Annotated in this window: 20 protein-coding genes and 1 riboswitch; of the genes, 9 read left to right on the forward strand and 11 right to left on the reverse strand. The window is 68.3% G+C overall.

Annotated elements, in window-relative coordinates; translation table 11 throughout:
• Nucleotides 1-6: 6 nt before the first annotated feature.
• Nucleotides 7-219: a glycine zipper 2TM domain-containing protein gene (locus GQ57_RS10715; protein ID WP_031401862.1), complete on the reverse strand. Its 213-nt coding sequence runs from the start codon at nt 217-219 to the stop codon at nt 7-9.
• Nucleotides 220-453: 234 nt separating this feature from the next.
• Nucleotides 454-2385 carry a phosphomethylpyrimidine synthase ThiC gene (gene thiC / locus GQ57_RS10720; RefSeq protein WP_034197855.1) on the reverse strand — a complete coding sequence of 644 codons (1932 nt, stop codon included), beginning with the start codon at nt 2383-2385 and terminating at the stop codon, nt 454-456.
• A 124-nt stretch (nt 2386-2509) separates the two neighbouring features.
• Nucleotides 2510-2626: riboswitch (TPP riboswitch) on the reverse strand.
• 268 nt (nt 2627-2894) lie between these two features.
• On the opposite strand from thiC, the gene GQ57_RS10725 reads away from it, so the two are divergent.
• The 3 genes from GQ57_RS10725 to GQ57_RS10735 all read left to right on the forward strand — a co-directional run bounded on the left by GQ57_RS10725 (nt 2895) and on the right by GQ57_RS10735 (nt 4678).
• A complete protein-coding gene (locus GQ57_RS10725; RefSeq protein ID WP_031401864.1) occupies nt 2895-3140 on the forward strand; it encodes a pentapeptide MXKDX repeat protein in 246 nt (81 codons plus the stop codon).
• Nucleotides 3141-3227: 87 nt separating this feature from the next.
• Nucleotides 3228-3860, forward strand: a complete 633-nt coding sequence (locus GQ57_RS10730; RefSeq protein WP_034197856.1) for a cytochrome b/b6 domain-containing protein — start codon at nt 3228-3230, stop codon at nt 3858-3860.
• A 29-nt stretch (nt 3861-3889) separates the two neighbouring features.
• Nucleotides 3890-4678, forward strand: a complete 789-nt coding sequence (locus GQ57_RS10735) for a molybdopterin-dependent oxidoreductase (protein ID WP_034197910.1) — start codon at nt 3890-3892, stop codon at nt 4676-4678.
• 30 nt (nt 4679-4708) lie between these two features.
• Here the strand turns inward: GQ57_RS10735 and GQ57_RS10740 are convergent, their stop codons facing one another.
• Nucleotides 4709-6433 carry a methyl-accepting chemotaxis protein gene (locus GQ57_RS10740; RefSeq protein WP_034197857.1) on the reverse strand — a complete coding sequence of 575 codons (1725 nt, stop codon included), beginning with the start codon at nt 6431-6433 and terminating at the stop codon, nt 4709-4711.
• Nucleotides 6434-7016: 583 nt separating this feature from the next.
• Here GQ57_RS10740 and GQ57_RS10745 point away from each other — a divergent pair.
• The gene (locus tag GQ57_RS10745) at nt 7017-8195 is read left to right on the forward strand and encodes an EamA family transporter (protein ID WP_034197858.1); all 1179 of its coding nucleotides are present in this window, start codon (nt 7017-7019) and stop codon (nt 8193-8195) included.
• Between the two features lie 27 nt (nt 8196-8222).
• On the opposite strand, the gene GQ57_RS10750 is transcribed toward GQ57_RS10745, so the two are convergent.
• From GQ57_RS10750 to GQ57_RS10785, 8 genes are all read right to left on the reverse strand, one after another.
• Entirely contained in the window at nt 8223-9422 is a 1200-nt protein-coding gene (locus GQ57_RS10750) for an MFS transporter (RefSeq protein WP_031401869.1), read from the reverse strand.
• Between the two features lie 156 nt (nt 9423-9578).
• The gene (locus GQ57_RS10755; RefSeq protein WP_034197859.1) at nt 9579-10403 is read right to left on the reverse strand and encodes a phosphodiesterase; all 825 of its coding nucleotides are present in this window, start codon (nt 10401-10403) and stop codon (nt 9579-9581) included.
• 87 nt (nt 10404-10490) lie between these two features.
• Nucleotides 10491-11522 carry an ABC transporter ATP-binding protein gene (locus tag GQ57_RS10760; protein WP_034197860.1) on the reverse strand — a complete coding sequence of 344 codons (1032 nt, stop codon included), beginning with the start codon at nt 11520-11522 and terminating at the stop codon, nt 10491-10493.
• A 13-nt stretch (nt 11523-11535) separates the two neighbouring features.
• Nucleotides 11536-12432 carry an ABC transporter permease gene (locus GQ57_RS10765; protein WP_034197861.1) on the reverse strand — a complete coding sequence of 299 codons (897 nt, stop codon included), beginning with the start codon at nt 12430-12432 and terminating at the stop codon, nt 11536-11538.
• Between the two features lie 10 nt (nt 12433-12442).
• Nucleotides 12443-13267 (reverse strand): ABC transporter permease, encoded by an 825-nt coding sequence (locus GQ57_RS10770; protein WP_031401873.1) that lies wholly within the window; start codon nt 13265-13267, stop codon nt 12443-12445.
• A gap of 17 nt (nt 13268-13284) precedes the next feature.
• Nucleotides 13285-14313 carry an ABC transporter substrate-binding protein gene (locus GQ57_RS10775; protein ID WP_034197862.1) on the reverse strand — a complete coding sequence of 343 codons (1029 nt, stop codon included), beginning with the start codon at nt 14311-14313 and terminating at the stop codon, nt 13285-13287.
• Between the two features lie 67 nt (nt 14314-14380).
• Entirely contained in the window at nt 14381-15406 is a 1026-nt protein-coding gene (locus tag GQ57_RS10780) for a LacI family DNA-binding transcriptional regulator (RefSeq protein ID WP_031401875.1), read from the reverse strand.
• Nucleotides 15407-15632: 226 nt separating this feature from the next.
• Nucleotides 15633-16211, reverse strand: a complete 579-nt coding sequence (locus tag GQ57_RS10785; RefSeq protein WP_034197863.1) for a TetR/AcrR family transcriptional regulator — start codon at nt 16209-16211, stop codon at nt 15633-15635.
• Nucleotides 16212-16543: 332 nt separating this feature from the next.
• Here GQ57_RS10785 and GQ57_RS10790 point away from each other — a divergent pair, with 332 nt between their 5' ends.
• The 5 genes from GQ57_RS10790 (at nt 16544) to GQ57_RS10810 (ending at nt 22231) form a co-directional block, all read left to right on the forward strand.
• A complete protein-coding gene (locus GQ57_RS10790) occupies nt 16544-17347 on the forward strand; it encodes an SDR family NAD(P)-dependent oxidoreductase (RefSeq protein ID WP_031401877.1) in 804 nt (267 codons plus the stop codon).
• Between the two features lie 42 nt (nt 17348-17389).
• Complete coding sequence (locus tag GQ57_RS10795) at nt 17390-18511, forward strand: DUF5938 domain-containing protein (RefSeq protein WP_031401878.1); 1122 nt, start codon at nt 17390-17392, stop codon at nt 18509-18511.
• 27 nt (nt 18512-18538) lie between these two features.
• Complete coding sequence (locus GQ57_RS10800; protein WP_031401879.1) at nt 18539-20080, forward strand: AMP-binding protein; 1542 nt, start codon at nt 18539-18541, stop codon at nt 20078-20080.
• Between the two features lie 77 nt (nt 20081-20157).
• Nucleotides 20158-21033 carry a transporter gene (locus GQ57_RS10805; RefSeq protein WP_031401880.1) on the forward strand — a complete coding sequence of 292 codons (876 nt, stop codon included), beginning with the start codon at nt 20158-20160 and terminating at the stop codon, nt 21031-21033.
• A gap of 19 nt (nt 21034-21052) precedes the next feature.
• Nucleotides 21053-22231 carry a lipid-transfer protein gene (locus GQ57_RS10810; protein ID WP_034197864.1) on the forward strand — a complete coding sequence of 393 codons (1179 nt, stop codon included), beginning with the start codon at nt 21053-21055 and terminating at the stop codon, nt 22229-22231.
• Nucleotides 22232-22268: the final 37 nt, after the last annotated feature.

The following is a 22268-nucleotide window of genomic DNA, read 5'->3' on the forward strand; positions in this document are numbered from 1 at the left end:
CGCCGCTTACTTGCCGACCTGGTTGCCGATGATGCCGCCGGCCGCCGCGCCGCCCAGCGTCGACAGCGCGCTGCCGCCGATTGCCGCGCCGGCGACGCCGCCGATACCCGCGCCGATGGCCGTGTCGCGCTGGCGCGTCGTCATCGAGTCGCAGGCCGACAGGCCGGCCACCGTTGCGACGACGAGCGCGCATGCCCCAATACGCCGAATCGCATTCATGATCGTTGTCCTTGCGGTAGTGAACGGGGAGGGTGCGCGACCGGCTGGCGGCCACGCACGAATCCAATCTACGCGGCGTGCCGCGGCGCTGCTGTAAGGACTTGTTAAGGCTCGCGCGGTTTCGTAATCAATTGTTTCCAGCCGGCCGGCCGGCGCGCGGCATGCGCAAAAAAGCCCGCTCGAAAGCGGGCTTCGTGCAGCGCGCGGCGATCCGGTGCGGATCGCAACGTTCGCTTACTGGCGGTGATAGATCTCGGCGCCGGTCTTGACGAACTCGACCGCCTTGACTTCCATCCCCTTCTTCAGCGCGTCGGTTTCCGACACGCCCTGTTGCGCCGCGAACTCGCGCACGTCCTGCGTGATCTTCATCGAGCAGAAGTGCGGGCCGCACATCGAGCAGAAGTGCGCGACCTTCGCCGAATCCTTGGGCAGCGTTTCGTCGTGGAATTCGCGCGCCTTGTCCGGATCGAGACCGATGTTGAACTGGTCTTCCCAGCGGAACTCGAAGCGCGCCTTCGACAGCGCGTTGTCGCGCACCTGCGCGCCCGGGTGGCCCTTGGCGAGGTCGGCGGCGTGCGCGGCGAGCTTGTACGTGATGATGCCTTCCTTCACGTCGTCCTTGTTCGGCAGGCCCAGGTGTTCCTTCGGCGTCACGTAGCACAGCATCGCGGTGCCGAACCAGCCGATCATCGCGGCGCCGATGCCCGACGTGATGTGGTCGTAACCCGGCGCGATGTCGGTGGTCAGCGGCCCGAGCGTGTAGAACGGCGCTTCCTTGCACCAGTCGAGCTGGAGATCCATGTTCTCCTTGATCAGCTGCATCGGCACGTGGCCGGGGCCTTCGATCATCACCTGCACGTCGTGCTTCCACGCGATCTGCGTGAGTTCGCCGAGCGTCTTCAGCTCGCCGAGCTGCGCTTCGTCGTTCGCGTCGTAGATCGAGCCGGGGCGCAGGCCGTCGCCGAGCGAGAAGCTGACGTCGTACGCCTTCATGATCTCGCAGATCTCTTCGAAGTGTTCGTACAGGAAGCTTTCCTTGTGATGCGCGAGGCACCACTTCGCCATGATCGAGCCGCCGCGCGACACGATGCCCGTCATCCGGTTCGCGGTGAGCGGCACGTACTGCAGGCGCACGCCCGCGTGGATCGTGAAGTAGTCGACGCCTTGCTCGGCCTGCTCGATCAGCGTGTCGCGGAAGATTTCCCAGGTCAGGTCCTCGGCCTTGCCGTTGACCTTTTCCAGCGCCTGGTAGATCGGCACCGTGCCGATCGGCACCGGGCTGTTGCGGATGATCCACTCGCGCGTTTCATGGATGTGCTTGCCGGTCGACAGGTCCATCACCGTGTCGCCGCCCCAGCGGATGGCCCACGTCATCTTGTCGACTTCCTCGCCGATCGACGACGTCACGGCCGAGTTGCCGATGTTCGCGTTGATCTTCACGAGGAAGTTGCGGCCGATGATCATCGGCTCCGATTCCGGGTGGTTGATGTTCGCGGGGATGATCGCGCGGCCGCACGCCACTTCCGAGCGCACGAATTCCGGCGTGATCTCGGCCGGGGCGTTCGCGCCGAACGCGCTTGCACCGAATGCCTGGCCCGGGTGCTGGCGGCCCATCATCGCGGCCAGCTTCGCGCCGTTCGGGCCGCTGGCCTTCAGGCTTTCCAGGTATTCGGCGCGGCGCTGGTTCTCGCGGATCGCGATGTATTCCATCTCCGGCGTGACGATGCCCTGGCGCGCGTAGTGCATCTGCGTGACGTTCTTGCCGGCTTGCGCGCGGCGCGGGTTGCGGTGCAGGCCCGGGAAACGCAGCTCGGCGGTGGCCGGATCGGCCGCGCGCTCGAGGCCGTACCGGCTCGACAGGCCCGGCAGCGCCTCGGTGTCGCCGCGGGTGTCGATCCAGCGCTGGCGCAGCGCCGGCAGGCCCGCGCGGATGTCGATCTGCGCGTCCGGGTCGGTGTACGGGCCCGACGTGTCGTACACGTAGATCGGCGGGTTCTTCTCGCCGCCGAAGCCGGTCGGCGTGTCCGACTGCGTGATCTCGCGCATCGGCACGCGGATGTCGGGCTGCGAGCCGGTCACATAGACCTTGCGCGAATTGGGCAGCGGCGCGACCGCGGCGGCGTCGACGTGGGCGTCGGCGGACAGAAACTTCGGATTGGCGTTCATGCAATCTCCTGTATGAGCGCCGGGCAGGCGCTTCGGCGCTTGCCCGGAGCCCTTGACGAATGTGGGGCTCGAGCTAAGCAGGAGACGAGGCTTGGTGAGGCGGCGGATTTCGTCAGAGGGATGGCGGCGAAATCCGTACGCTTCCCTGCGCTGGCATTATCCAGATCAGGTTCAAAGGGTATTTCTCACCCGCAATGCCGGTTGTTTGACCGAGCGCATTGCAGGACCCCCGCGTTAGCAGCGCACACGATACACCGGCTTCGCGGCGGTTTCAACCGGGGGCGGATCGGTTGCCCCGGTGCGGCCGCAGCATCGCGGGCGGCACGACGGCCCGTCGAAACGCCGGCGCGCATCGCTGCCGCACGGCCCGCGGTTCGGCCGGCGGTGCGGAAGCGGCGCAGCATGGCGCGCCTTCGCGCGGTCCGGAAAAAACTTTTCGCGGCGGCTGTCATTTCCGGTGGCGTCGTCCGTCTATTCGGCTCCTTAAACCCATGTTCGGGAGAGATGTGATGAAAAAAGTACTGATCGCCGCCTGCGTCGCCGCTTTCGCCTCGATCGCCACCGGCGCGTATGCGCAGAACGACGCGATGTCGCAGCAAGGTTCGTCGATGTCGAAGGACGCGATGTCGAAGGATGCGATGGGCCATGACGCGATGAAGAAGGGCGGCATGAAGAAGCACGCGATGAAGAAGGACGCGATGGCGCACGACGCGATGGGCAAGGCGTCGGGCGACAAGATGGCGCCGTCGAACTGACGAGGGCGGACGCGGCGCGGCCGGCGCGTGCGTCGCACGGCGGCCGCCCGCACGGCGTCCCGGCGACGCATTCCGGGAGTCTCGATCATGCAACCCGTACCCGCTGGCGGGCGCGCGGCCGCCACGCCGCCCGCGCGCCCGATCCATCCGCCGTGGGTGCGCGCGAGCCACTGGCTGAACGCGCTCGCGGCGATCCTGATGGCGCTGTCCGGCTGGCGCATCTACGATGCGTCGCCGCTCTATCCGCCGTTTGCGTTTCCTCCCGGCCTCACGCTCGGCGGCTGGCTTGGCGGCGCGCTGCAATGGCATTTCGCGGCGATGTGGCTGCTGGTCGGCAACGGGGTCTTCTATCTCGCGATGTCGATCGCGACGGGCCGCTTCGCGCGCAAGATGCTGCCCGTCACGCCGGCCTCGGTGTGGCGCGACCTGCGCGCCGCGCTCGGCGGGCGGCTGTCGCACGACGATCCGGGCGTCTACAACGCGGTGCAGCGCGCCGCGTACCTGACCGCCATCGTCGATCTCGTCGTGCTGGTGCTGTCGGGGCTCACGATCTGGAAGTCCGTGCAATTCCCGCTGCTGCGCGAACTGTTCGGCGGCTACGACAACGCGCGGGTCGTGCATTTCTGGGCGATGTCGCTGCTCGTCGCGTTCTTCGTCGTGCACGTCGCGATGGCGCTGCGGGTGCCGCGCTCGCTGCTCGCGATGCTGCGCGGGCGCTGACCGGTCAACCCCGGGTGAAGGAACGCATCATGTCGGAATCCGAAAACACGCGCGACGGCTCGCGCTGGACGCTCGACCGGACATCGCTCGAACTCGACCTGCGCCGCGAGCTGGCGATGCCGTCGCGGCGGCTGTTCAACCGGCGCCTCCTGACGCTCGGCGGGCTGACGATGCTGACCGGCTGCACGTTGGAGGACGATGCGTCGGTCGAGACGTTCCTCGCGACGGTGTCGCGCATGAACGATCGCGTGCAGGCCTGGCTGTTCAGCGGCGAACGGCTCGCGCCGACCTACACCGAAGCCGACCTCACGCGGCCGTTCCCGTTCAACGCGTACTACGGGATCGACGACGTGCCGCACGTCGACGCGTCGACCTATCGCCTCGTGCTGTCGGGCCGCGTGACCGGCAAGCGCGTGTGGGCGCTCGACGAGCTGTATGCGCTGCCGCACGCGGAGCAGATCACGCGACATATCTGCGTGGAAGGGTGGAGCGCGATCGGGCGCTGGGGCGGCACGCCGTTCGGCGCGTTTCTGCGGCGCGTCGGCGCGGACACGAGCGCGAAATACGTCGGTTTCAAATGCGCGGACGACTATTACGAAAGCATCGACATGCCGACCGCGCTGCATCCGCAGACGCTGCTGGCGTTCGAATACGACGGGCGGCGGTTGCCGGCGGAGTTCGGCTTTCCGATGAAGCTGCGGATGCCGACCAAGCTCGGCTACAAGAACCCGAAGCACATCATGGAGATGTTCGTTACCGACACGTATCCGGGCGGGTATTGGGTCGACCAGGGATACAACTGGTTCGGCGGGTCGTAGGCGGCCCGCACGCGGGCCGCCTGCGTGCGATCAGAACGTTTCCCAGTCGTCGCGGCCCGCCGCGCCCGCAGTCGCGAGCGTGGTTGCCGGCGCCGGCGCCGGCGCCGTCGCGCGCGGCGCGGCGACGCGGGCCGGGGCCGGGCGGCGCACGACCTTCGGTGCGCCGTGCGCGGGCGCGGCTGCCGCCGCTGCCGCTGCCGTGCCTTGATCGCCGGCAAGCTTGAATACCGCGACCGCGCGCTTCTGTTCGGCGGCCTGCTGTTCGAGCGATTGCGCGGCCGCCGACGCCTGTTCGACGAGCGCCGCGTTCTGCTGCGTGACTTCGTCCATCTGGCCGACCGCGACGTTGACCTGCTCGATGCCGCGGCTCTGTTCGTCGGACGCGGCCGAGATCTCGGCGTTGATGTCGGCGACCCGGCGGATCGCCTGGCGTACGTCGCCCATCGTGCGGCCGACCGCCTCGGCCTGGTCGGAGCCGTCGCGCACGGTTTCGACCGACTGCTGGATCAGTTCCTTGATTTCCTTCGCGGCGCTCGACGCGCGCTGCGCGAGACTGCGCACCTCGCCCGCGACGACCGCGAAGCCGCGCCCCTGTTCGCCGGCGCGCGCGGCTTCGACCGCGGCGTTCAGCGCGAGGATGTTGGTCTGGAACGCGATGCTCTCGATGAGGCCGGTGATGTCGGCGATCTTCGTCGAGCTCGCGGTGATGTCGTGCATCGTCGACAGCATCCGCTCGACGACTTCGCTGCCGGAGTCGGCGACGTCCGACGCGTTGGTGGCGAGCGTCGTCGCCTGGCGTGCATTCTCCGAGTTCTGCTTGACCGTCGCGGTCAGCTCTTCCATGCTCGCGGCGGTTTCCTCGAGCGACGCGGCCTGCTCCTCGGTGCGCGACGACAGGTCCATGTTGCCCGCGGCAATTTCGCCGGACGCGGTCAGGATCGAGTCGCTCGACGTCTTGATCCCGCGCACGACGCGCGCGAGCTGCGTATCCATCTGGCGCAGCGCGTCCAGCAGGTGGCCGAACTCGTCGTTCGAGCGGATCTCGATCGAGTTCTCGAGGTGGCCGTCGGCGATGCGCTGTGCGGTGTTCATCGCGATGCCGAGCGGCTGCGTGATCGCGCGCTGCAGATACCACCATGCGGCGGTCGCGACGACCACGCCGATCGCGAGCGTGCCGAGCGACGCCCACAGCAGCATGTGGAACGTGTCGCTGCCCTGGTCGGCGGAATCCTTGACCTGCTTCGCGTTGATCGCGATGTCCTCGTCGATGCTGTCGGTGAGCGTGCTGCCGAGCGGGCGGACCTTGTCCAGCGCCGCGGTCGTCGCATCGGCGTTGCCCGATTCCGCCGCGCCGAGCGCGGTCGACGCGAGCGAGCGGAAATCGCCGAGCTGGCTGGCGATGCGGTCCGCGACCTTGCGCTCGTCGTCGGCCGTCACCTTCGCGGGGTAGTAGTCGTTCCACGCGGACAGCATCTTCTTCTCGCGCTCGCGGATGCGGTCGACGACGGCCTTCGCTTCGGTCGCGTCATGCGTCGCGGCGAGCCGCTCCAGGTTGAGGCGCATCTGCAGCGCACCCGCCTGCGTGCTCGCCAGATCCTCGATCGGCACCGTGCTGTCGGTGTACATCGAACTCATGTCGCCGCTCAGCGTCGCGAGCCCCCGTATTCCTTCCGTACCGATTGCGATCATCACGATCACGCATGCGGCGAACGCAACCACGATCTTGAACTTGATGCTGCCAGTCAGCTTGTTCATGCCCCGCTACCCATGTAAGAAAAAACCTGTCATGTCCCGGTCCGCATCGACGCATTCTTCAGATAAAAATCCATGACGCGGGCAGGGTTGATGGCCGGGTATACGGCAACGGGACTGGCGACATTAGGGGAAATGCACCAATCCGGTCAAATATTCAGCGTTTCGATAAAACATCAGTGCACCACCTTTCGGACGTGTCCCAATCTGCTTTCGAATGGCATGTTCGATTGCCGTCGTTCCGTCCGGGCGGGGGGCGGCCCGGACGGTCCGGATTCCGGACGAAGTCGTGCGGCCGCCGGCATGAAACTGTCGCGCCGAAACGTCAGTCGGACACCTTTCAGTCAGGTCCGGGGATGCTTTCGAATCCGTGATGCCATAATGCCGACACGTGCGCAGCCGTTCCGGGTGCGCACGTTTTCATGTCCGTCTGCCGCCGGCCCTGCCGGTTCACATCGTCGCCGTTCGCACTGTCATGTCGTTCCGCACGTTCGCTCTCGCCGTTCCGACCCGATCCGGGTCGTCTGCCGGGTTTCCCGGCGTCTTTCAACAGGGCACGCGGCACGCCGTGCGGGCAGGCTGAACGATGACGCCGCTCGACCGCCTCCTCGATTTCCTTTCCCGCCTTTCGTTCCGCATCCGCCTGCCGCAAAGCCGCGGCGGCCGCGTCGCGCTGGCGCTCGTGTTCATCTATTTCGTCTGGGGTTCGACCTACAGCGGCCTGCATTTCGCGCTGCAGTCGTTCCCGCCGCTGCTGCTGTCGGGGCTGCGCAACCTGCTCGGCGGGATCGGCCTGTTCGTCTTCGCGCTGCGGCGCAAGCCCGAATGGCCGACGCTGCTCGAAATCCGCAATGCGGGGATCGTCGGCACGATGCTCGTCGCGCTGTCGTCCGGCACGATCGCGCTCGGGATCAGCTCGGTCAGCAGCGGCTCGGCCGCGGTGATGGTCGCCACGGTGCCGCTGTTCGCGACCGTGATCGCGGCGGTCGCCGGGCGGCCGGTCACGAAAGGCGAGTGGGCGGCCGTCGCGCTCGGGATGGTCGGCATCGTCATCCTGAATTCGGGCGGCGCGGCCGCGCAGAACTCGGCGCTCGGCACGATCTGCGTGCTGGCCGGCGCACTGTTCTGGGCCGGCGGCGCCCATCTCGCGACGCGGCTCAAGCTGCCGTCCGACCTGTTTCTCTCCACGTCGCTGCAGATCGGCCTCGGCGGCCTGATCTCGACGCTCGTCGCCTGGCTGATCGGCGAACGGATCGAACACGTGATGGTGGGGCCGGTGTTCGCGTTCGTGTACCTGATGGTGTTCTGCACGATGGCCGCGTACGTCGCGTACGGCTATCTGATCCGCCACACGAGCCCGATCATCGCCAGCAGCTGCATGTACGTGAACCCGATCGTCGCGGTCGCGCTCGGCGCGCTGCTGCTCGGCGAGCCGGTGACGACGTCCACCGTGGTCGCGACCGTCGCGATCCTCGGCAGCGTCGGGCTGTCGTTCGTGTTCGATCCGGCGCGCCGGCCGGCGGCGCGCGCGGCAGCGGCCGCTGGGCCTGCCGTGGCTACCGCGACGGCGCCGGCGGCGGACGCCGCGTCCGCTTCCGAGCCGATCGCGGTACCCGATGCGGCGCCTATCCTGGCGCCTTCCGCCGTGCCGCTTGCCGTGCCGGCACCGGCCGCGGTGGTCGACCCGGCGGCGGTCATGGATCCGGCGCCGGCGTTCGCCGCGCCGCCGGTCGACCAAGCGGCGGCGCCCCGCGCCGACGCGTGACGCAGCCGCGGCCGCGGCCGGCCGCGGTCAGCCGCGCCGGCCGTTGCGATGGTGGAACACGCCCGCGCACAGCGTGAGCGCCAGCCCGGTCGCGCACATGCCGATCCAGCCGAACGCGTGCCACGCGGCGACGCCGGCCGACGAGCCGATCGCGCCGCCGATGAAATAGCACACCATGTACACCGTGTTGACGCGGCTGCGCGCCTCGGGCTTCAGCGCATAAATGCGCGACTGGTTCGAGATCTGCGCGGCCTGCACGCCGACGTCCAGCACGACCACGCCGATCACGAGCCCGACGAGGCTCGCACCCGACAGCGCGAAGATGACGAACGACAGCGCGAGCAGCGCGATCGCGAGCGAGATGATCGCGCGCGGGCCGCGCTGGTCCGCGAAACGGCCTGCATACGGCGCGGCGAGTGCGCCTGCCGCACCGACGATCCCGAACAGGCCGGCCGCTTGCGGGCCCAGATGGAACGGCGCGCCGGCGAGCAGCAGCGTGAGCACGGGCCAGAATGCGCTGAACGCCGCGAACAGCAACGCGCCCGTCAACGACGCTTCGCGCAGCCCGCGCAGTTCGGCCGCCAGGTGCCACATCGAGCCGAGCAGCTTGCCGTACGGCAGGGTCGAGGTGGGCGAGCTGCGCGGCAGCCGCGCCACGATCACGGCGGCGAGCGCGACGAGCGCCACGACCGAGGCGGCGAATACCGCCCGCCAGCCGAAGTATTCGGCGATGAAGCCGGCGGCCGTGCGGGCCAGCAGGATGCCGAGCAGCAGGCCGCTCATCACCGTGCCGACCGCCTGCCCGCGCTCGGCCGGCGGCGCGATCTCGGCGGCAAACGGCACGGCCTGTTGCGCGATGGTCGCGAGCACGCCGATCGCCAGGCTCGCGGCGGCGAGCACGGCCAGCGACGGCGCGCTGGCGGCCACGATCAGCGCGACCGACAGGCCGGCGATCTGCATCAGGATCAGCCGGCGGCGGTCGAAGCGATCGCCGAGCGGCGCGAGCAGGAACATGCCGGCCGCATAGCCGAGCTGCGTCGCGGTCGGCACGACGCCGATCCACGCAGCGCCGCCGGAAAAGCTCGAACGGAAGCTGTCGAGCAGCGGCTGGTTGTAGTAGATGTTCGCGACGGATACGCCCGCGATCGTCGCGAGCAGCAACAGCAGGCTGCGCGAGTAGTGGGGCGAGGCGTCGTCGGACGGATGGTCGGTGGAGGCGCTGGACATGGCGGCACGAGGCGGAGTGGGCAGGCGCGGGCACGCGGGCGGGCCGGGCGCCGGTCGAGGCTGCCGATCATACCGGAGCGCCGTGAATCGTGCCGGGGCGGGCGGCGAACCGGCGCAACCGGCCGGCCGTCGCCCGTCGTCGCGCGCGTCGCCTTCTCAGTCGACCAGTTCGCCGGTCGGTTCGTAGAACGGATAGGGGCCGGCGCCTTCATCCACATACACATGGTGCGACGTCATGCCGGTATCCGGCGCATAGCGATGCACCGCGAATGCCGGCGGTTCGAGCCGGAACGCGGACGGCGCGTCGGCCCGCAGGTCGAATGCGACCTGATGCGCGGGCGACGGCACCGCCGCCGCGAGCGTGCCGCCGAACCGCGTGAACATCGTGCGGTGCACGTGGCCGCACAGCACGCGCTCGACGTTCGGATGGCCGCGCAGCAGCGCGTCGAGTTTCGCGGCGGCGGCGGGGGCGAGGCGCAGTGCATCCATGTGGCCGATTCCCGAGACGAACGGCGGATGATGCAGCGCGACGATCACCGGCCGGTCGCGCGCGGCGTCGAGCTGCGCGGCGAGCCATGCGAGCCGCGTGTCGCACAGGTCGCCGTGGCTGGCGCCGGGCACCTGCGAATCGAGCGCGAGCACGCGCACCGCGCCGAGATCGAGCGCGTACTGCACGAATTCGCCGTCGTGCAGTTCGGCGCGCTCGGCGAACGCGCGGCGCAGCCCGGCGCGGTCGTCGTGGTTGCCGATCATCAGGTAGTACGGAATCTCGAGCGCCGCGAGCAGCCCGCGCAGGTTGCCGTACTCCTCGTCGTGGCCGAAGTCGGTCAGGTCGCCGGTGACGAGCACCGCATCGGGACGCGGCACGAGCGCGTTCAGTTTCGCGATGCAGCGCGCGAGCGCGGCCGCCGTGTCGACGCGCCGGTACGCGAGCTGACCCGGACGCTTGATGTGGAGATCGCTGATTTGAGCAAGCAGCATCGTCGTTTTCCGGAATTGTCTGGTTATCGTGGGGGCGGCGTCGTGCGCCGCGACAGGGTGGTGCATGAATGATGCACGAATGACGGATTACGCGCCGAGCGCGATCAGGCCTTCCGGTGCGATCGTCATGCCGACCGCCGTGCCGCGCGCAAGCGCGATGCGGCCGGGGACGTCGATCACGAGCGCGTCGGGCGCCGCATGCTCGATCGTGAGCCGCGTGCGCTCGCCGAGGAACGCGCACGCGCCGACCGTGCCGCGCAGCGGCGCATGCGCGGGATCGGCGAGCTGCGCGTCCTCGGGGCGGAAGAACCATTCGTCGGCGGCGTGCGGTGTCGCGATCGCCCCGCCCGTCGTCACGAGCGCGCCATCGCGCCACTGGCCCGCGAGCCGGTTCAGCGTGCCGATGAACTGCGCGACCGTGCGGTTCGCCGGCCGGTAGTAGATGTCGCGCGGCGTGCCGATCTGTTCGATGCGGCCGGCGCCCATCACGACGATCCGGTCGCCGAGTTCCATCGCCTCGGCCTGGTCGTGCGTCACGTAGACGGTCGTCACGCCGAGCTCGCGCAGCAGCGCATTCATCTCGCGACGCAGCGCATCGCGCAGCTTCGCGTCGAGCGCGGTCAACGGTTCGTCGAGCAGCAGCACGCGCGGCCGCACCGCGAGCGCGCGCGCCAGCGCGACGCGCTGGCGCTGGCCGCCCGACAGTTGATCGATCGGCTTGTCCGCGTGCGCGTCGAGCCGCATCATCGCGAGCAGTTCGTCGACGCGCTCGCGCAGCGCGCGCGGCGCGGTCTTGCGGATCTTCAGCCCGTAGCCGACGTTGCCGCGCACGGTCAGGTTCGGAAACAGCGCGTAGTTCTGGAACACCATGCCGACCTGGCGGCGCTCGATCGGCAGCGCGGTGACGTCGTCGTTGCCGAACGTGATGGTGCCGCCGGCGTCCGGCGTGTCGAGCCCCGCGATCAGGCGCAGCGTCGTGGTCTTGCCGCAGCCCGACGGCCCGAGCAGCACGAGCGTCTCGCCGGCGCCGATCGACAGGTCGAGCGGCTCGAGCACGCGCGTGCCGCGGAAGGTCTTCGCGCAGCCGGTCAGGGTGATGGGAGTGGAATCGAGTTTCATGTGAGCGGGAAAGTCAGCGTGCGCGGCGCTTGAGCGCGCGCGTGCCGGACGGATCGACGCCGAGCCACTGCATCGCGACGAGGAGCGGCAGCGTCATCAGCAGGAACAGGATCGTGTACGCGCTGCCGACTTCGAGGCGCAGCGACGCATACGTATCGGCAAGCCCGACCGGCAGCGTCTTGGTGTCGGGCGTGTGCAGCATCCACGTGAGGTTGAATTCGCCGATCGACAGCGTGAGCACCGCCAGCGCACCCGCGACGATGCCGGGGCGCAGGTTCGGCAGCACGATCGTGACGAAGCGCGTGACGAACGACGCGCCGAGGCTCGCCGCGCCTTCCTCGAGCGTGCGCAGGTCGGCGCCGGCCGCCACCGCCGCCACCGCGCGCACCATGAACGGCAGCGTGAACACGACGTGGCCGACGACGATGAACCACAGGCTCATCCGGAACGCGGTGAAGCCGCCGTAGACGACGAGCAGCGCGAGCGCCGACGCGAGTCCCGGCAGCGCGACCGGCAGCACGAGCGCTTCCTCGATCGCGCGCGCGACGCGGCTCTTGCTGCGCGCGAGGGCGTAGCCGGCGGGCACGCCGACCGCCAGCACGATCGCAAGCGTCGCGAACGCGACGTAGAGCGACAGCGCGACCGAGCCGTGATACTGCTCCCAAACCTGTTCGAGCCAGCGCAGCGTGAGCCCGCTCGACAATCCGCGGAAATAGTTGACGGTCAGGCCTGCGAGTACCGACATCACGACGGGCACGATCAGGAACGCGCACAGCAGCAGCGTGACGCCCCACTGGAGGGCGGCGATCGCGCGCGCGCCCGTGACGCGCGGGGCGCGCCGAGCCGTGCCGTTCGCCTGTGCGGGAGCGGGCGCCGGCGACGGCGTGGACGAACCGGAAAGCGATTGCATGGAGGACTCCTCAGGCCGCGGCGGCGGCGGTGTGGCCCGTGAACCGGCGCGCGAGCGCGAGCACGGCCCACGTGACGATGCCGAGTACGATCGACAGGCCGGCCGCCGTCGCGATGTTCGCGTTCAGCGTGAACTCGGTATAGATCGTCATCGGCAGCACGTTCAGGTCGGTGGCGAGCGTGAACGCGGTGCCGAAGGCGCCCATCGCGGTCGCGAAGCAGATCGCGCCGGCCGCGATCAGGCCGGGCGCGAGCGCGGGCAGCACGATGTCGACGAAGATGCGCCACGGCGACGCGCCGAGCGAACGCGCGGCTTCCTCGAGCGACGCGTCGAGCTTCGACGCGGCCGCGATCACGGTGACGATCACGCGCGGAATCGAGAAATACAGGTAGCCGACGAACAGCCCGGCGACCGAATACGCGAATACCCACTTGTCGCCCGTGAGCTTCGCGGACAGCATGCCGATCAGCCCCTGGCGCCCGGCAAGCATGATCACCATGAAGCCGACCACGACGCCCGGGAACGCGAGCGGGAACGTGAGCAACGCGAGCAGCACGCGCTTGCCCGTGAATTCGCGGCGCGCGAGCAGGAGGCCGGCGATCGTCGACAGCACGAGCGTCGCGAGCGTGACGCCCGCGGACAGCGCGATGGTCCCGCCGAGGCTCCTCATGTAGCGCGCGTTGCCGAGCAGCGCGGCGTACTGCGAGAAGAACGCGCCGTCGGCGGACACCTGCACGAGCGCCGCCATCGGCAGCAGCCAGAACGCGGCGAACACCGCAAGCGCCGGCGCGACGAGCGCGACGCGCCAGCGCAGCGGGAAGGTCAGGTCGAGCATCGGTCGGGACCCGCCGCTTATTGCATGACTTGCAGGTACTGCAGGCCGAACGCCTGCTGGCCGGCCGCCATCTTGCCGAAGTCGACCGACCTGGCCCGCGCGTATTCGCTCGCCGGCAGGAACTTCGCGGCGATGTCGGCGCCGAGCGCCTGCGCGCGCACCGGGCGCAGGTAGGCGTTGGCCCACAGCTTCTGGCCTTCGTCCGACAGCACGAAATCGAGCACCTTCTTGCCGTTCGCGTCGTGCGGTGCGCCTTTCACGAGGCTCATCACGTACGGCACCGCGATCGTGCCTTCCTTCGGAATCACGAACTCGACGTTCGCGTTGTCCTTGTACTTCGCGCGATACGCGTCGAAGTCGTAGTCGAGCAGGATCGGAATCTCGCCCGACAGCACGCGCGCATATGCGGTCTGCTTCGGCACGATCGGCGCGTTCGCCTTCAGCTTCCGGAACCAGTCGAGCGCCGGCTTGAAGTTGTCGAGGCTGCCGCCGAGCGCCTGGTTCACGGCGACCGCGCCCGCATAGCCGACGAACGCGCTCGACGGGTCGAGATAACCGACCATGCCCTTGTATTCGGGCTTCAGCAGGTCGGCCCACGAACGCGGCACCGGCTTGCCGTCGAGAGCGTCCTTGTTCACGAAGAAGCCGAGCGTGCCCGAGTGGATCGCGAACCAGTAGCCTTGCGGATCCTTCAGGTTCGCGGGGATGTCGTTCCAGTGCGCGGGCTTGTACGGCGCGATCACGCCCTTGTCCTTCGCCTGGAACGCCGACGACACGCCCAGGTAGACGACGTCGGCGACCGGGCTCTTCTGTTCGGCGATCAGTTGCGCGATCGACTGGCCCGAGTTCTTGTTGTCGAACGGTACGCGGATGCCCGTCTTCTGCTTGATCGCGGCGATCTGCGCGGCCCAGTCGGCCCATTCGGGCGGGCAGTTGTAGCAGATCGCCGTTTCATCGGCGTGGGCGGCGGGCGCGCCCGCGATGAGCGCGGCGCAGGCGACGGGCGCTGCGAGCGCGCGCAGCAGCGAGGTCAGGCGAAAGGACACGGTGGGTCTCCGGGCGAGGGTGTGGCGCTGGGTGGTGGGTTGGGTGCGCGCCGGGTAGCGCGCGCGTTCAGGCCTTGTGCAAGTGCAGGTCGGCGGCCGGCGGTGCGATCGTCGCACCGTCGCGCACCGCATGCGGCAGGATCAGCGACGTGCGCTCGAGGGTCGCGCCGCCGATGCATTCGACGAGACGCTGCCACGCATGGCGGCCGATCTCGCGGTTCGGCGTCGCAACGCTCGCCAGCGGCGGCGCGAGCAGTTCGCCGATCGCGATCCCGTCGAAGCCGAGCACCGACAGATCGTCGGGAATCGAGAAGCCCGCGCGGCGCAGGCCGCGCATCACGACCATCGCGAGCAGGTCGTTGCTGCAGAAGAGGGCGGTCGGGCGCGTCGCGTCCGCTGTCAGATGCGCGAGCACCGCATCGGGCAGCTCGGGCGCGTTGAAATCGACTTCGACCGGCGGCAGCGTCGCGACGCCGCTTTCCTCGAGGGCCTGCGCATAACCGAGATGGCGCTGGCGCGCGCGGTCCGACGCGGCGAGCGAGCCGGCCAGCATCAGCACGCGGCGGTGGCCGCGCGCGATCAGCAGCCGGACGCCGTCGTAGGCGGCGCGACGGTTGTCGACCGAGACCGACGGGCGCCGCCGCGTGTCGTTGTGCATCAGCACATAGTGCGGACCGTCGTGGTCGAGCATGTCGAGCAGCGGATGCGTGTCCGCGTCGGCGACGGTGAGGATCAGCCCTTCGACGCGCTGTTCGCGCAGCGTCTCGATCGCGTGGCGCTCGCGTGCCGCATCGTATTCGGTCGTCATCAGGATCAGCTTGAAGCCGGCCGCGGTCGCGAGTTCGTCGACGCCCTGCAGGCAGTCGGCGAACACCGGATTCGACAGCGTTGGCACGACGACGCCGACGAGCCGCGTGCGCTCGCCGCGCAGTTGCCGGCCGAGCGGGCTCGGCCGGAACTGCAGCGTGTCGATCGCGGTGCGGATCGTCTGCAGCGTGGCGGGGCTGACGGTGTGCGGCGCGTTGATCGCACGCGAGACGGTGGCGATCGAGAAGCCCGCGAGGGCAGCGACGTCCTTGATGGTCGAGGTCATGAAGTAACGCGATGTAAACGTTTTCGGCCGGAAAATTATCGAAAACGTTTGTGACTGCGCGATGACGCTCGCGACGCCTGTTTCGTGAAAAGCACGACACAAACGTCAGATGGTTGTGCCCGCCGGACGACGTGGAAACGATTGTATCGGGGATGGTGCGGCGCGGGAGGAAGTATGAGGGCGGCGCAGCGGGCAGGCGCGGCCCGCCCGCATGCCGCCGGGTGCGTTACACGAGCCGCGGCAGCAGCGTGCGCACTTCGTCGAGCAGTCGGGCAATCGCGTCGGGCTGGTTCGACACGTGCAGCAGCAGGTGTTTCTGGAAGAGCCCGTCGAGCAGCGCATAGGCGGCGCCCGGCGTGATCGACGGCTGCCGGCCGCCGAGTTCGGCATAGCGCATGACGACTCGCCAGACCATTTCCTCGAGGCTCTTGTCGATCTCGTTCACCACGTCGCGAAACGCGTCCTCGAACAGCGCCTGTGCGCGCAGGTCGTACCAGAGGCTGTGCATTTGCGGCTCGTCGCGGATCGTTTCCGCGAGCTTGTCGAGGAAGCCGTTCATCAGCGCTTCCTGCGACTGCGCGGCGGCCGTCACCACGTCGTAACGCGTCGCGCACTGTGCCTTGAATTGCCGGATGCTGCAGCGGATCAGGTCGAGCTTGTCTTCGAAGTAGTAATGCAGCACCGCATGCGTGTACTCCGACTTCTGCGCGATTTCGCGCAGGCTGGTCTTGGCGTACCCGAGCTCCGCGAGTGTGTTCAGCGCGGCTTCCGCGAGTTCGACGCGACGCGCTTCGTACTTGTCCACGGGATCGCGCCTCGGGCGTGCCGAACGTTGTCGCGTGGCAGTGGGCGCGGGGTCGTGCTGCTTCGTCATCCTGCTGTCGTCTCCTGTCGAGCGGTTGCGCCGCACGATGCCGCGCGGCTTGCGCGGCGCCGTCGTCGGTCGGCCATTGCATTGTGCAAAGCAGCGAAACGACTGTCAAGAAAAAACCGGACGGTTGTAAAAATAAATCTTGACACACGGATAGCAATATCTAACCATTCGTAAAAATTTATCTTTCCAGTTGGTTAGATGTTGTCGGGCCCGACGACCGTTCCGGGCGTCGCCCGGCGTAACGTTGAAGCGTGGAGGGAGACATGGAGAACGGCAGGCTGGCAGGACGCAAGGCACTGGTGACGGGCGGCGCCCGCGGGATCGGCGCCGCGGTGGCGCATGCGCTCGCGCAGGCGGGGGCGGACGTGATGATCGGCGACGTGCTTGCCGATCTCGCCGCCCAGACCGCGCACGACATCGCGCAGAAGGGCGTGCGCACGGGCGTCGTCGCGCTCGACGTCGGCAACGACGAGCATTGGGGGCACGCCGCCGGCGCGATGGTCGGGGAGATGGGCGGCTTCGACATCCTGATCAACAACGCGGGGATCGAGATCACGTCGCTCGTCGCGGACCTGCAGGCGGCCGACCTGCGCCGCATGTGCGACATCAACATCGTCGGCGTCGGCCTCGGCCTGAAGCATGCGTTTCGCGCGATGCGCCCGGGCGGTGCGGCGGGGCGGGGCGGCGTCGTCGTCAACGTGTCGTCGGTCGCGGCCACGATCGCCTATCCGGCCATCGCCGGCTATTCGGCCACCAAGTCCGCCGTGGATCGCCTGACGCGTGTCGCGGCGATGGAAGCCGGCAAGCTCGGCTACGGCATTCGCGTCAATTGCGTGTACCCGGGCCTGACGCCCACCGAGATGGGGATGAAGCTTGCCACCGACATCGTCGCCAACGGGCTGGCGCCCGACGTCCAGGGCGCCGTGTCCGCCGTCGTCGCGCAGACGCCGCTCGGGCGCCTCGCGACGGTCGACGAGATCGCCGACGCGATCGTCTTCCTGTGCTCCGACGACGCCCGCTTCATCACCGGCGCCGGCATGCCGGTCGACGGCGGCATGGGCATGTAACGAGAGACGGGGACCGGATTTTTCTTTGATGAAGGAGGAGACATGAGCGACAAGAAGCCCGTGGTCGTCTACGGCGTGTCGGGGTACACCGGCCGCCTGGTATGCGAATACCTGCGCGAGTACAACATCCCGTTCATCGCGGCGGGACGCGACCGCAAGCGCATCGCGGAAGTCGTCGAGCGCATTCCCGGTATCGAGACCGCAGACTACGAAATCGTCGAGGTCGAGCATTCGGTGGCCGCGCTCACGGAGCTGTTCAAGGGGGCGAAATTCGTCAGCAACATGGTCGGGCCGTTCATCAAGTACGGGCCGGAGGTGGTCGAGGCGTGTCTTGCGGCCGGCTGCCACTACTCGGACACGACCGGCGAGCAGGACTGGGTGCTGCTCGCGAAGGAGCGCTGGGGCGACGCGTTCGCGAAGAAGGAATTGCTGCTCGCGCCGAACGTCGCGCAGATGTACACGACGGGAGAAATCGCGGCGAACCTGTGCCTGGAGACGCCGGGACTCGACACGCTCGATATCCTGGTGTTGTGGAAGGGCTTCCCGACCTATGCGTCGACGCAGACGATCTTCACGATCCTGAAAGCGACCTGGTACTACCTCGAGCAGAACAAGTACGTCACATGGGAGCCGACCGCGCATGCGGAGGTGGCGGTGCCGGGGCAGCACGAAACGGCGATCGCGATGCCGTGGGGCGGCACGGCGCACCCGGTGTGGTTCAAGGACGATCCGCGCGTGGCGAACTGCCGCGCGATCGGCGGCGTGATGGCGCGCGCGGTCATGGAGGGCGTGCAGAAGACGACGCGGATGTTCGACGAGAAGATCCGCCCGCTGCCGCCGGCCGAACAGGAAGTCGCGCTCGCCGAGATCGCGAACAGCCTGCAGGCGAGCATGCCGCCGCGCGAGAACCCGCGCCTGAACACGACGATCGACTCGGTGCATGCGTCGGGCCCGCTCGGCCGCGCGCACTGCGTGATCCACGGCGTCTGCAACTACAAGCAGACCGGGCTGCTGCAGGCGTATGCCGCGTTCTCGCTGCTGCAGACGCCGCCGAAACGGGTCGGCTTCGCATCCGGCTGCCAGGCGTTCGGCCATCACGCGCTGCTCGGCCAGTTGCGCAGCTTCGGCCTCGTCATGAAGCCCGTGCTGACCGTGCAGGACTGACGCGTCGCACTTTCCGGGAGAATCGTCATGCGCTTGACCCGCTATCTCGACAAGGGCGCGTCGCTCGGCGCCGACCGGCCGTGCCTCGTCGCCGACGACGAGACGCTGACCTACGCGCAGGTTCAGCGCCTCACCTACCGCGTCGCGCGCGGGCTCGCCCGCTCGGGCGTGGCCGCCGGCGACACGGTGGCGATCCTGTCGGGCAACGATCCGGTCGCGTTCGCGTGCGTGTTCGGCATTGCACGGGCGGGCAACGTCTGGTGCCCGATCAATCCGCGCAATGAAGTTGCCGAGAATCGCTTCGTGCTCGAGACCTTCGCGTGCCGCGCGCTGCTGTTTCACAGCGCGTATGCAGCGATGGTCGAGAAGATGTTGCCGGGGCTGCCCGCGTTGAGCGTGGCCGTGTGCCTGGATGCGACACTGCCGTTCGCGCCGTGTCTCGACGACTGGCTGGACGGCTTGCCGGACACGCCGTACGAACGCGAGCCGGTGAGCGACGTCGCGATGCTGCCGGGCACCGGCGGCACCACCGGCGTACCCAAGGGCGTGATGCTGTCGGAACGGAACCTGGAGACGATGACGGCGCTCACGCTGATGAGCTACCCGTTCGACGGTCGGCCGGTGTATCTGGCGTTCGCCCCGCTCACGCATGCGGCCGGCGTGCTGTGCCTGCCGGTGATGACGCTCGGCGGCAGGATCGTCGTGATGCGCCATCCCGACGTCGGGGCGTTTCTGGCGACGATCGCACGGGAACGCGTCACGCATACGTTCCTGCCGCCGACGGTGATCTACATGCTGCTCGACCACCCGGACCTGCCCGCGACCCGCCTCGATTCGCTGCAGTGCTTCTGGTACGGCGCCGCGCCGATCTCGGTCGAGCGTCTTGCCGAGGCGCTCGAGCGGATCGGCCCGATGGCGCAGTTGTTCGGCCAGACCGAGGCCCCGATGATGGTGTCGACGCTGGCGCCGGCCGATCACTATCGCCCGGACGGCTCCATCGCGATCGAGCGACTGTCGTCCGCCGGCCGGCCGACGCCGCTCGTCGAGGTCGGCATCATGGACGGGCAGGGGCGTCTGCTGCCGACGGGCGAGCGCGGCGAGATCGTCGTGCGCGGCTCGCTGGTCATGAAAGGCTACTACGAGAATCCCGACGCGACGGCCGAGGCATCGGCATTCGGCTGGCACCACACGGGCGACATCGGCTACCTCGACGCGGACAATTTCCTGTTCATCGTCGATCGCGCGAAGGACATGATCATCACCGGCGGATTCAACGTCTACTCGATCGAAGTCGAGCAGGCGCTGCTTGCTCACGCCGACGTGCGCGACTGCGCGGTCATAGGCCTGCCCGACGACAAATGGGGCGAGCGGGTGGTGGCCGTCGTGCAGCCGCGCGACGGCAGGCGGATCGATACCGCGGCGCTCGCCGCGTTCGTGAAGGAGCGGATCGGCAGCGTCAAGGCGCCCAAGCAGATCGAGGTATGGAGCGACCTGCCGCGCTCGAAGGTCGGCAAGGTGTCGAAGCCGGACGTGAAGGCCAGACTGCGCGGCGGCGTGTCGGCCGGGTAGGACGGCGTACCGGGCGATCCGGCCTGCGCCGGTTTCGCGCATAAATAATAGGAATACTGAATAAAAAGGATGGAGACATGAAGACGAAGGCGATGCAGCCTGCCGCGCTGGCGGGCGTTTTGCTGGCGCTCTCTACCTCGGCGTCGGCGATCGACATCTACCCGGGCGACTATACGGTGCTGCCGCCCGGCACGACGCTCGCGCTCGGCTATCTCGGCTATACGCCGAGCAGCGACTTCCGGCTGGACGGCGTGGGCAAGGTGCCCGATTCGAGCCTCGATCAGACCGTCGGCATTGCGCGGGTGCTGCACTACACGCAGATCGGCGGCGTGCCGCTGGCCTTTCAGGCGTACCTCCCGTTCGCGAAACTGACCGACGTCAAGGTCGGCGGCAGCCCGGTGCCGACGAACAACGGACTCGGCGACCTCACGTTCGGCGCGACCGCATTCCTTGTGAACCGTCCGGATCCTCAGTACGGCACGGTGGTCGGGTTTACGGCCTACTTTTCCGTGCCGACCGGGAAATACGATCTCGGCCGGGTCGGCGCGGGTGCCGGCACCGTCGTGTTCACGCCGCAACTCGGCGTGATCCAGGGGCTCGGCCGCAACCTGTTCTTCGACGGCGCGCTGGACGTGGCCGCGCAACCGGGGCATGACGACGCCGGACAACGCATTTCCGTGCGACCGTCCGTCGAACTGCAGACGTACCTGCGCTATCAGTTCACGCCGGCCACGTCGGTTTCGTTCGGCTACGCGGGCACCTTCGGCGGCAAGGAGTATGTCGACGACGCCTATACTGGCCAGAAGACGAGCACGAACCAGCTGCGGTTGTTCGCGAGTCACATGCTGACCCCGACCTGGCAGGTGTCGGGGATGCTCGGCAAGGCGCTCTCGGCCGAAGGCGGCTTCAAGAACGACTATAGCGTCCAGTTACGCGTGATGAAGATCTTCTGAACCCACGAAGGAGCCCAGCATGAGTCGTCGAGTCAATGTCATCGGTGTCGGGATGATCCCGTTCATGAAGCCGGGCGCGAGTCCGCAGTACTACGAGATGGCCGCGGAAGCCGCGCGCATTGCGCTTGCCGACGCCGGCATCGCATACGACGCGGTCGAACAGGTGTACGCCGGGTACGTCTACGGCGATTCCACCTGCGGGCAGCGGGCGATCTACGAGGTCGGCATGACCGGTGTGCCGGTCGTCAACGTCAACAACAACTGCTCCACGGGTTCGACCGCGCTCTGGCTGGCGCGCCAGGCGATCGACAGCGGCGCGGCCGAATGCGTGCTGGCGCTCGGGTTCGAGCAGATGGCGAAGGGGGCGCTGACGACCTGGTTCAACGATCGTGCGTCGCCGCTCGAACCGCATCTCGATGTCGCCGACACCGTGCAGGGCGAGATCGAGGCACCGATGGCCGTGCGGATGTTCGGGGGCGCCGGGCGCGAGTACATCGAGCGCTACGGTGCCGCGCGGGATACGTTCGGCATGATCTCGGTCAAGGCGCGCGAGCATGCCGCGCGCAATCCGTACGCGCTGTTTCGCGAGCCATTGGACCTGGCGCAGGTGATGGGGTCGAGCGAGGTGTTCGATCCGCTCACGCGGTTCCAGTGCTGCCCGCCGACCTGCGGCGCCGGCTGCGCGGTACTGTGCTCGGATGAATTCGCGAGACGTCACGGCCTGGCGCGGCGGGTGCACATCGCCGCGCAGGCGATGACCACCGATTACCCGAGCAGTTTCGCGCCGACGTCGATGATCCGGATGGTCGGCTACGACATGACGGCCGCTGCCGCCCGGCAGGTGTACGAGCAGGCCGGGATCGGGCCCGAGGATCTCGACGTCGTCGAGCTGCACGACTGCTTCACGAGCAACGAGCTGATCAGCTACGAAGCGCTTGGACTGTGTCCCGAAGGCGGTGCGGAGCGGTTCGTGCGCGATCGCGACAACACGTACGGCGGCAGGATCGTCACCAATCCGTCGGGCGGCCTGCTGTCGAAGGGCCATCCGCTCGGCGCGACCGGACTGGCCCAGTGCGCGGAGCTGGTCTGGCAACTGCGGGGCGATGCGGGGGCGAGACAGGTCGAAGGCGCGCGCGTGGCGTTGCAGCACAATATCGGCCTGGGCGGCGCCTGCGTCGTGACGCTGTATCGTTCGTGACGAATGACGGCGTCGTACGGGGCCGGACCGATGGTAG

Origin of the sequence: Burkholderia sp. MSh2, from assembly GCF_000731655.1 — a bacterium.
Classification (GTDB): domain Bacteria; phylum Pseudomonadota; class Gammaproteobacteria; order Burkholderiales; family Burkholderiaceae; genus Burkholderia; species Burkholderia paludis.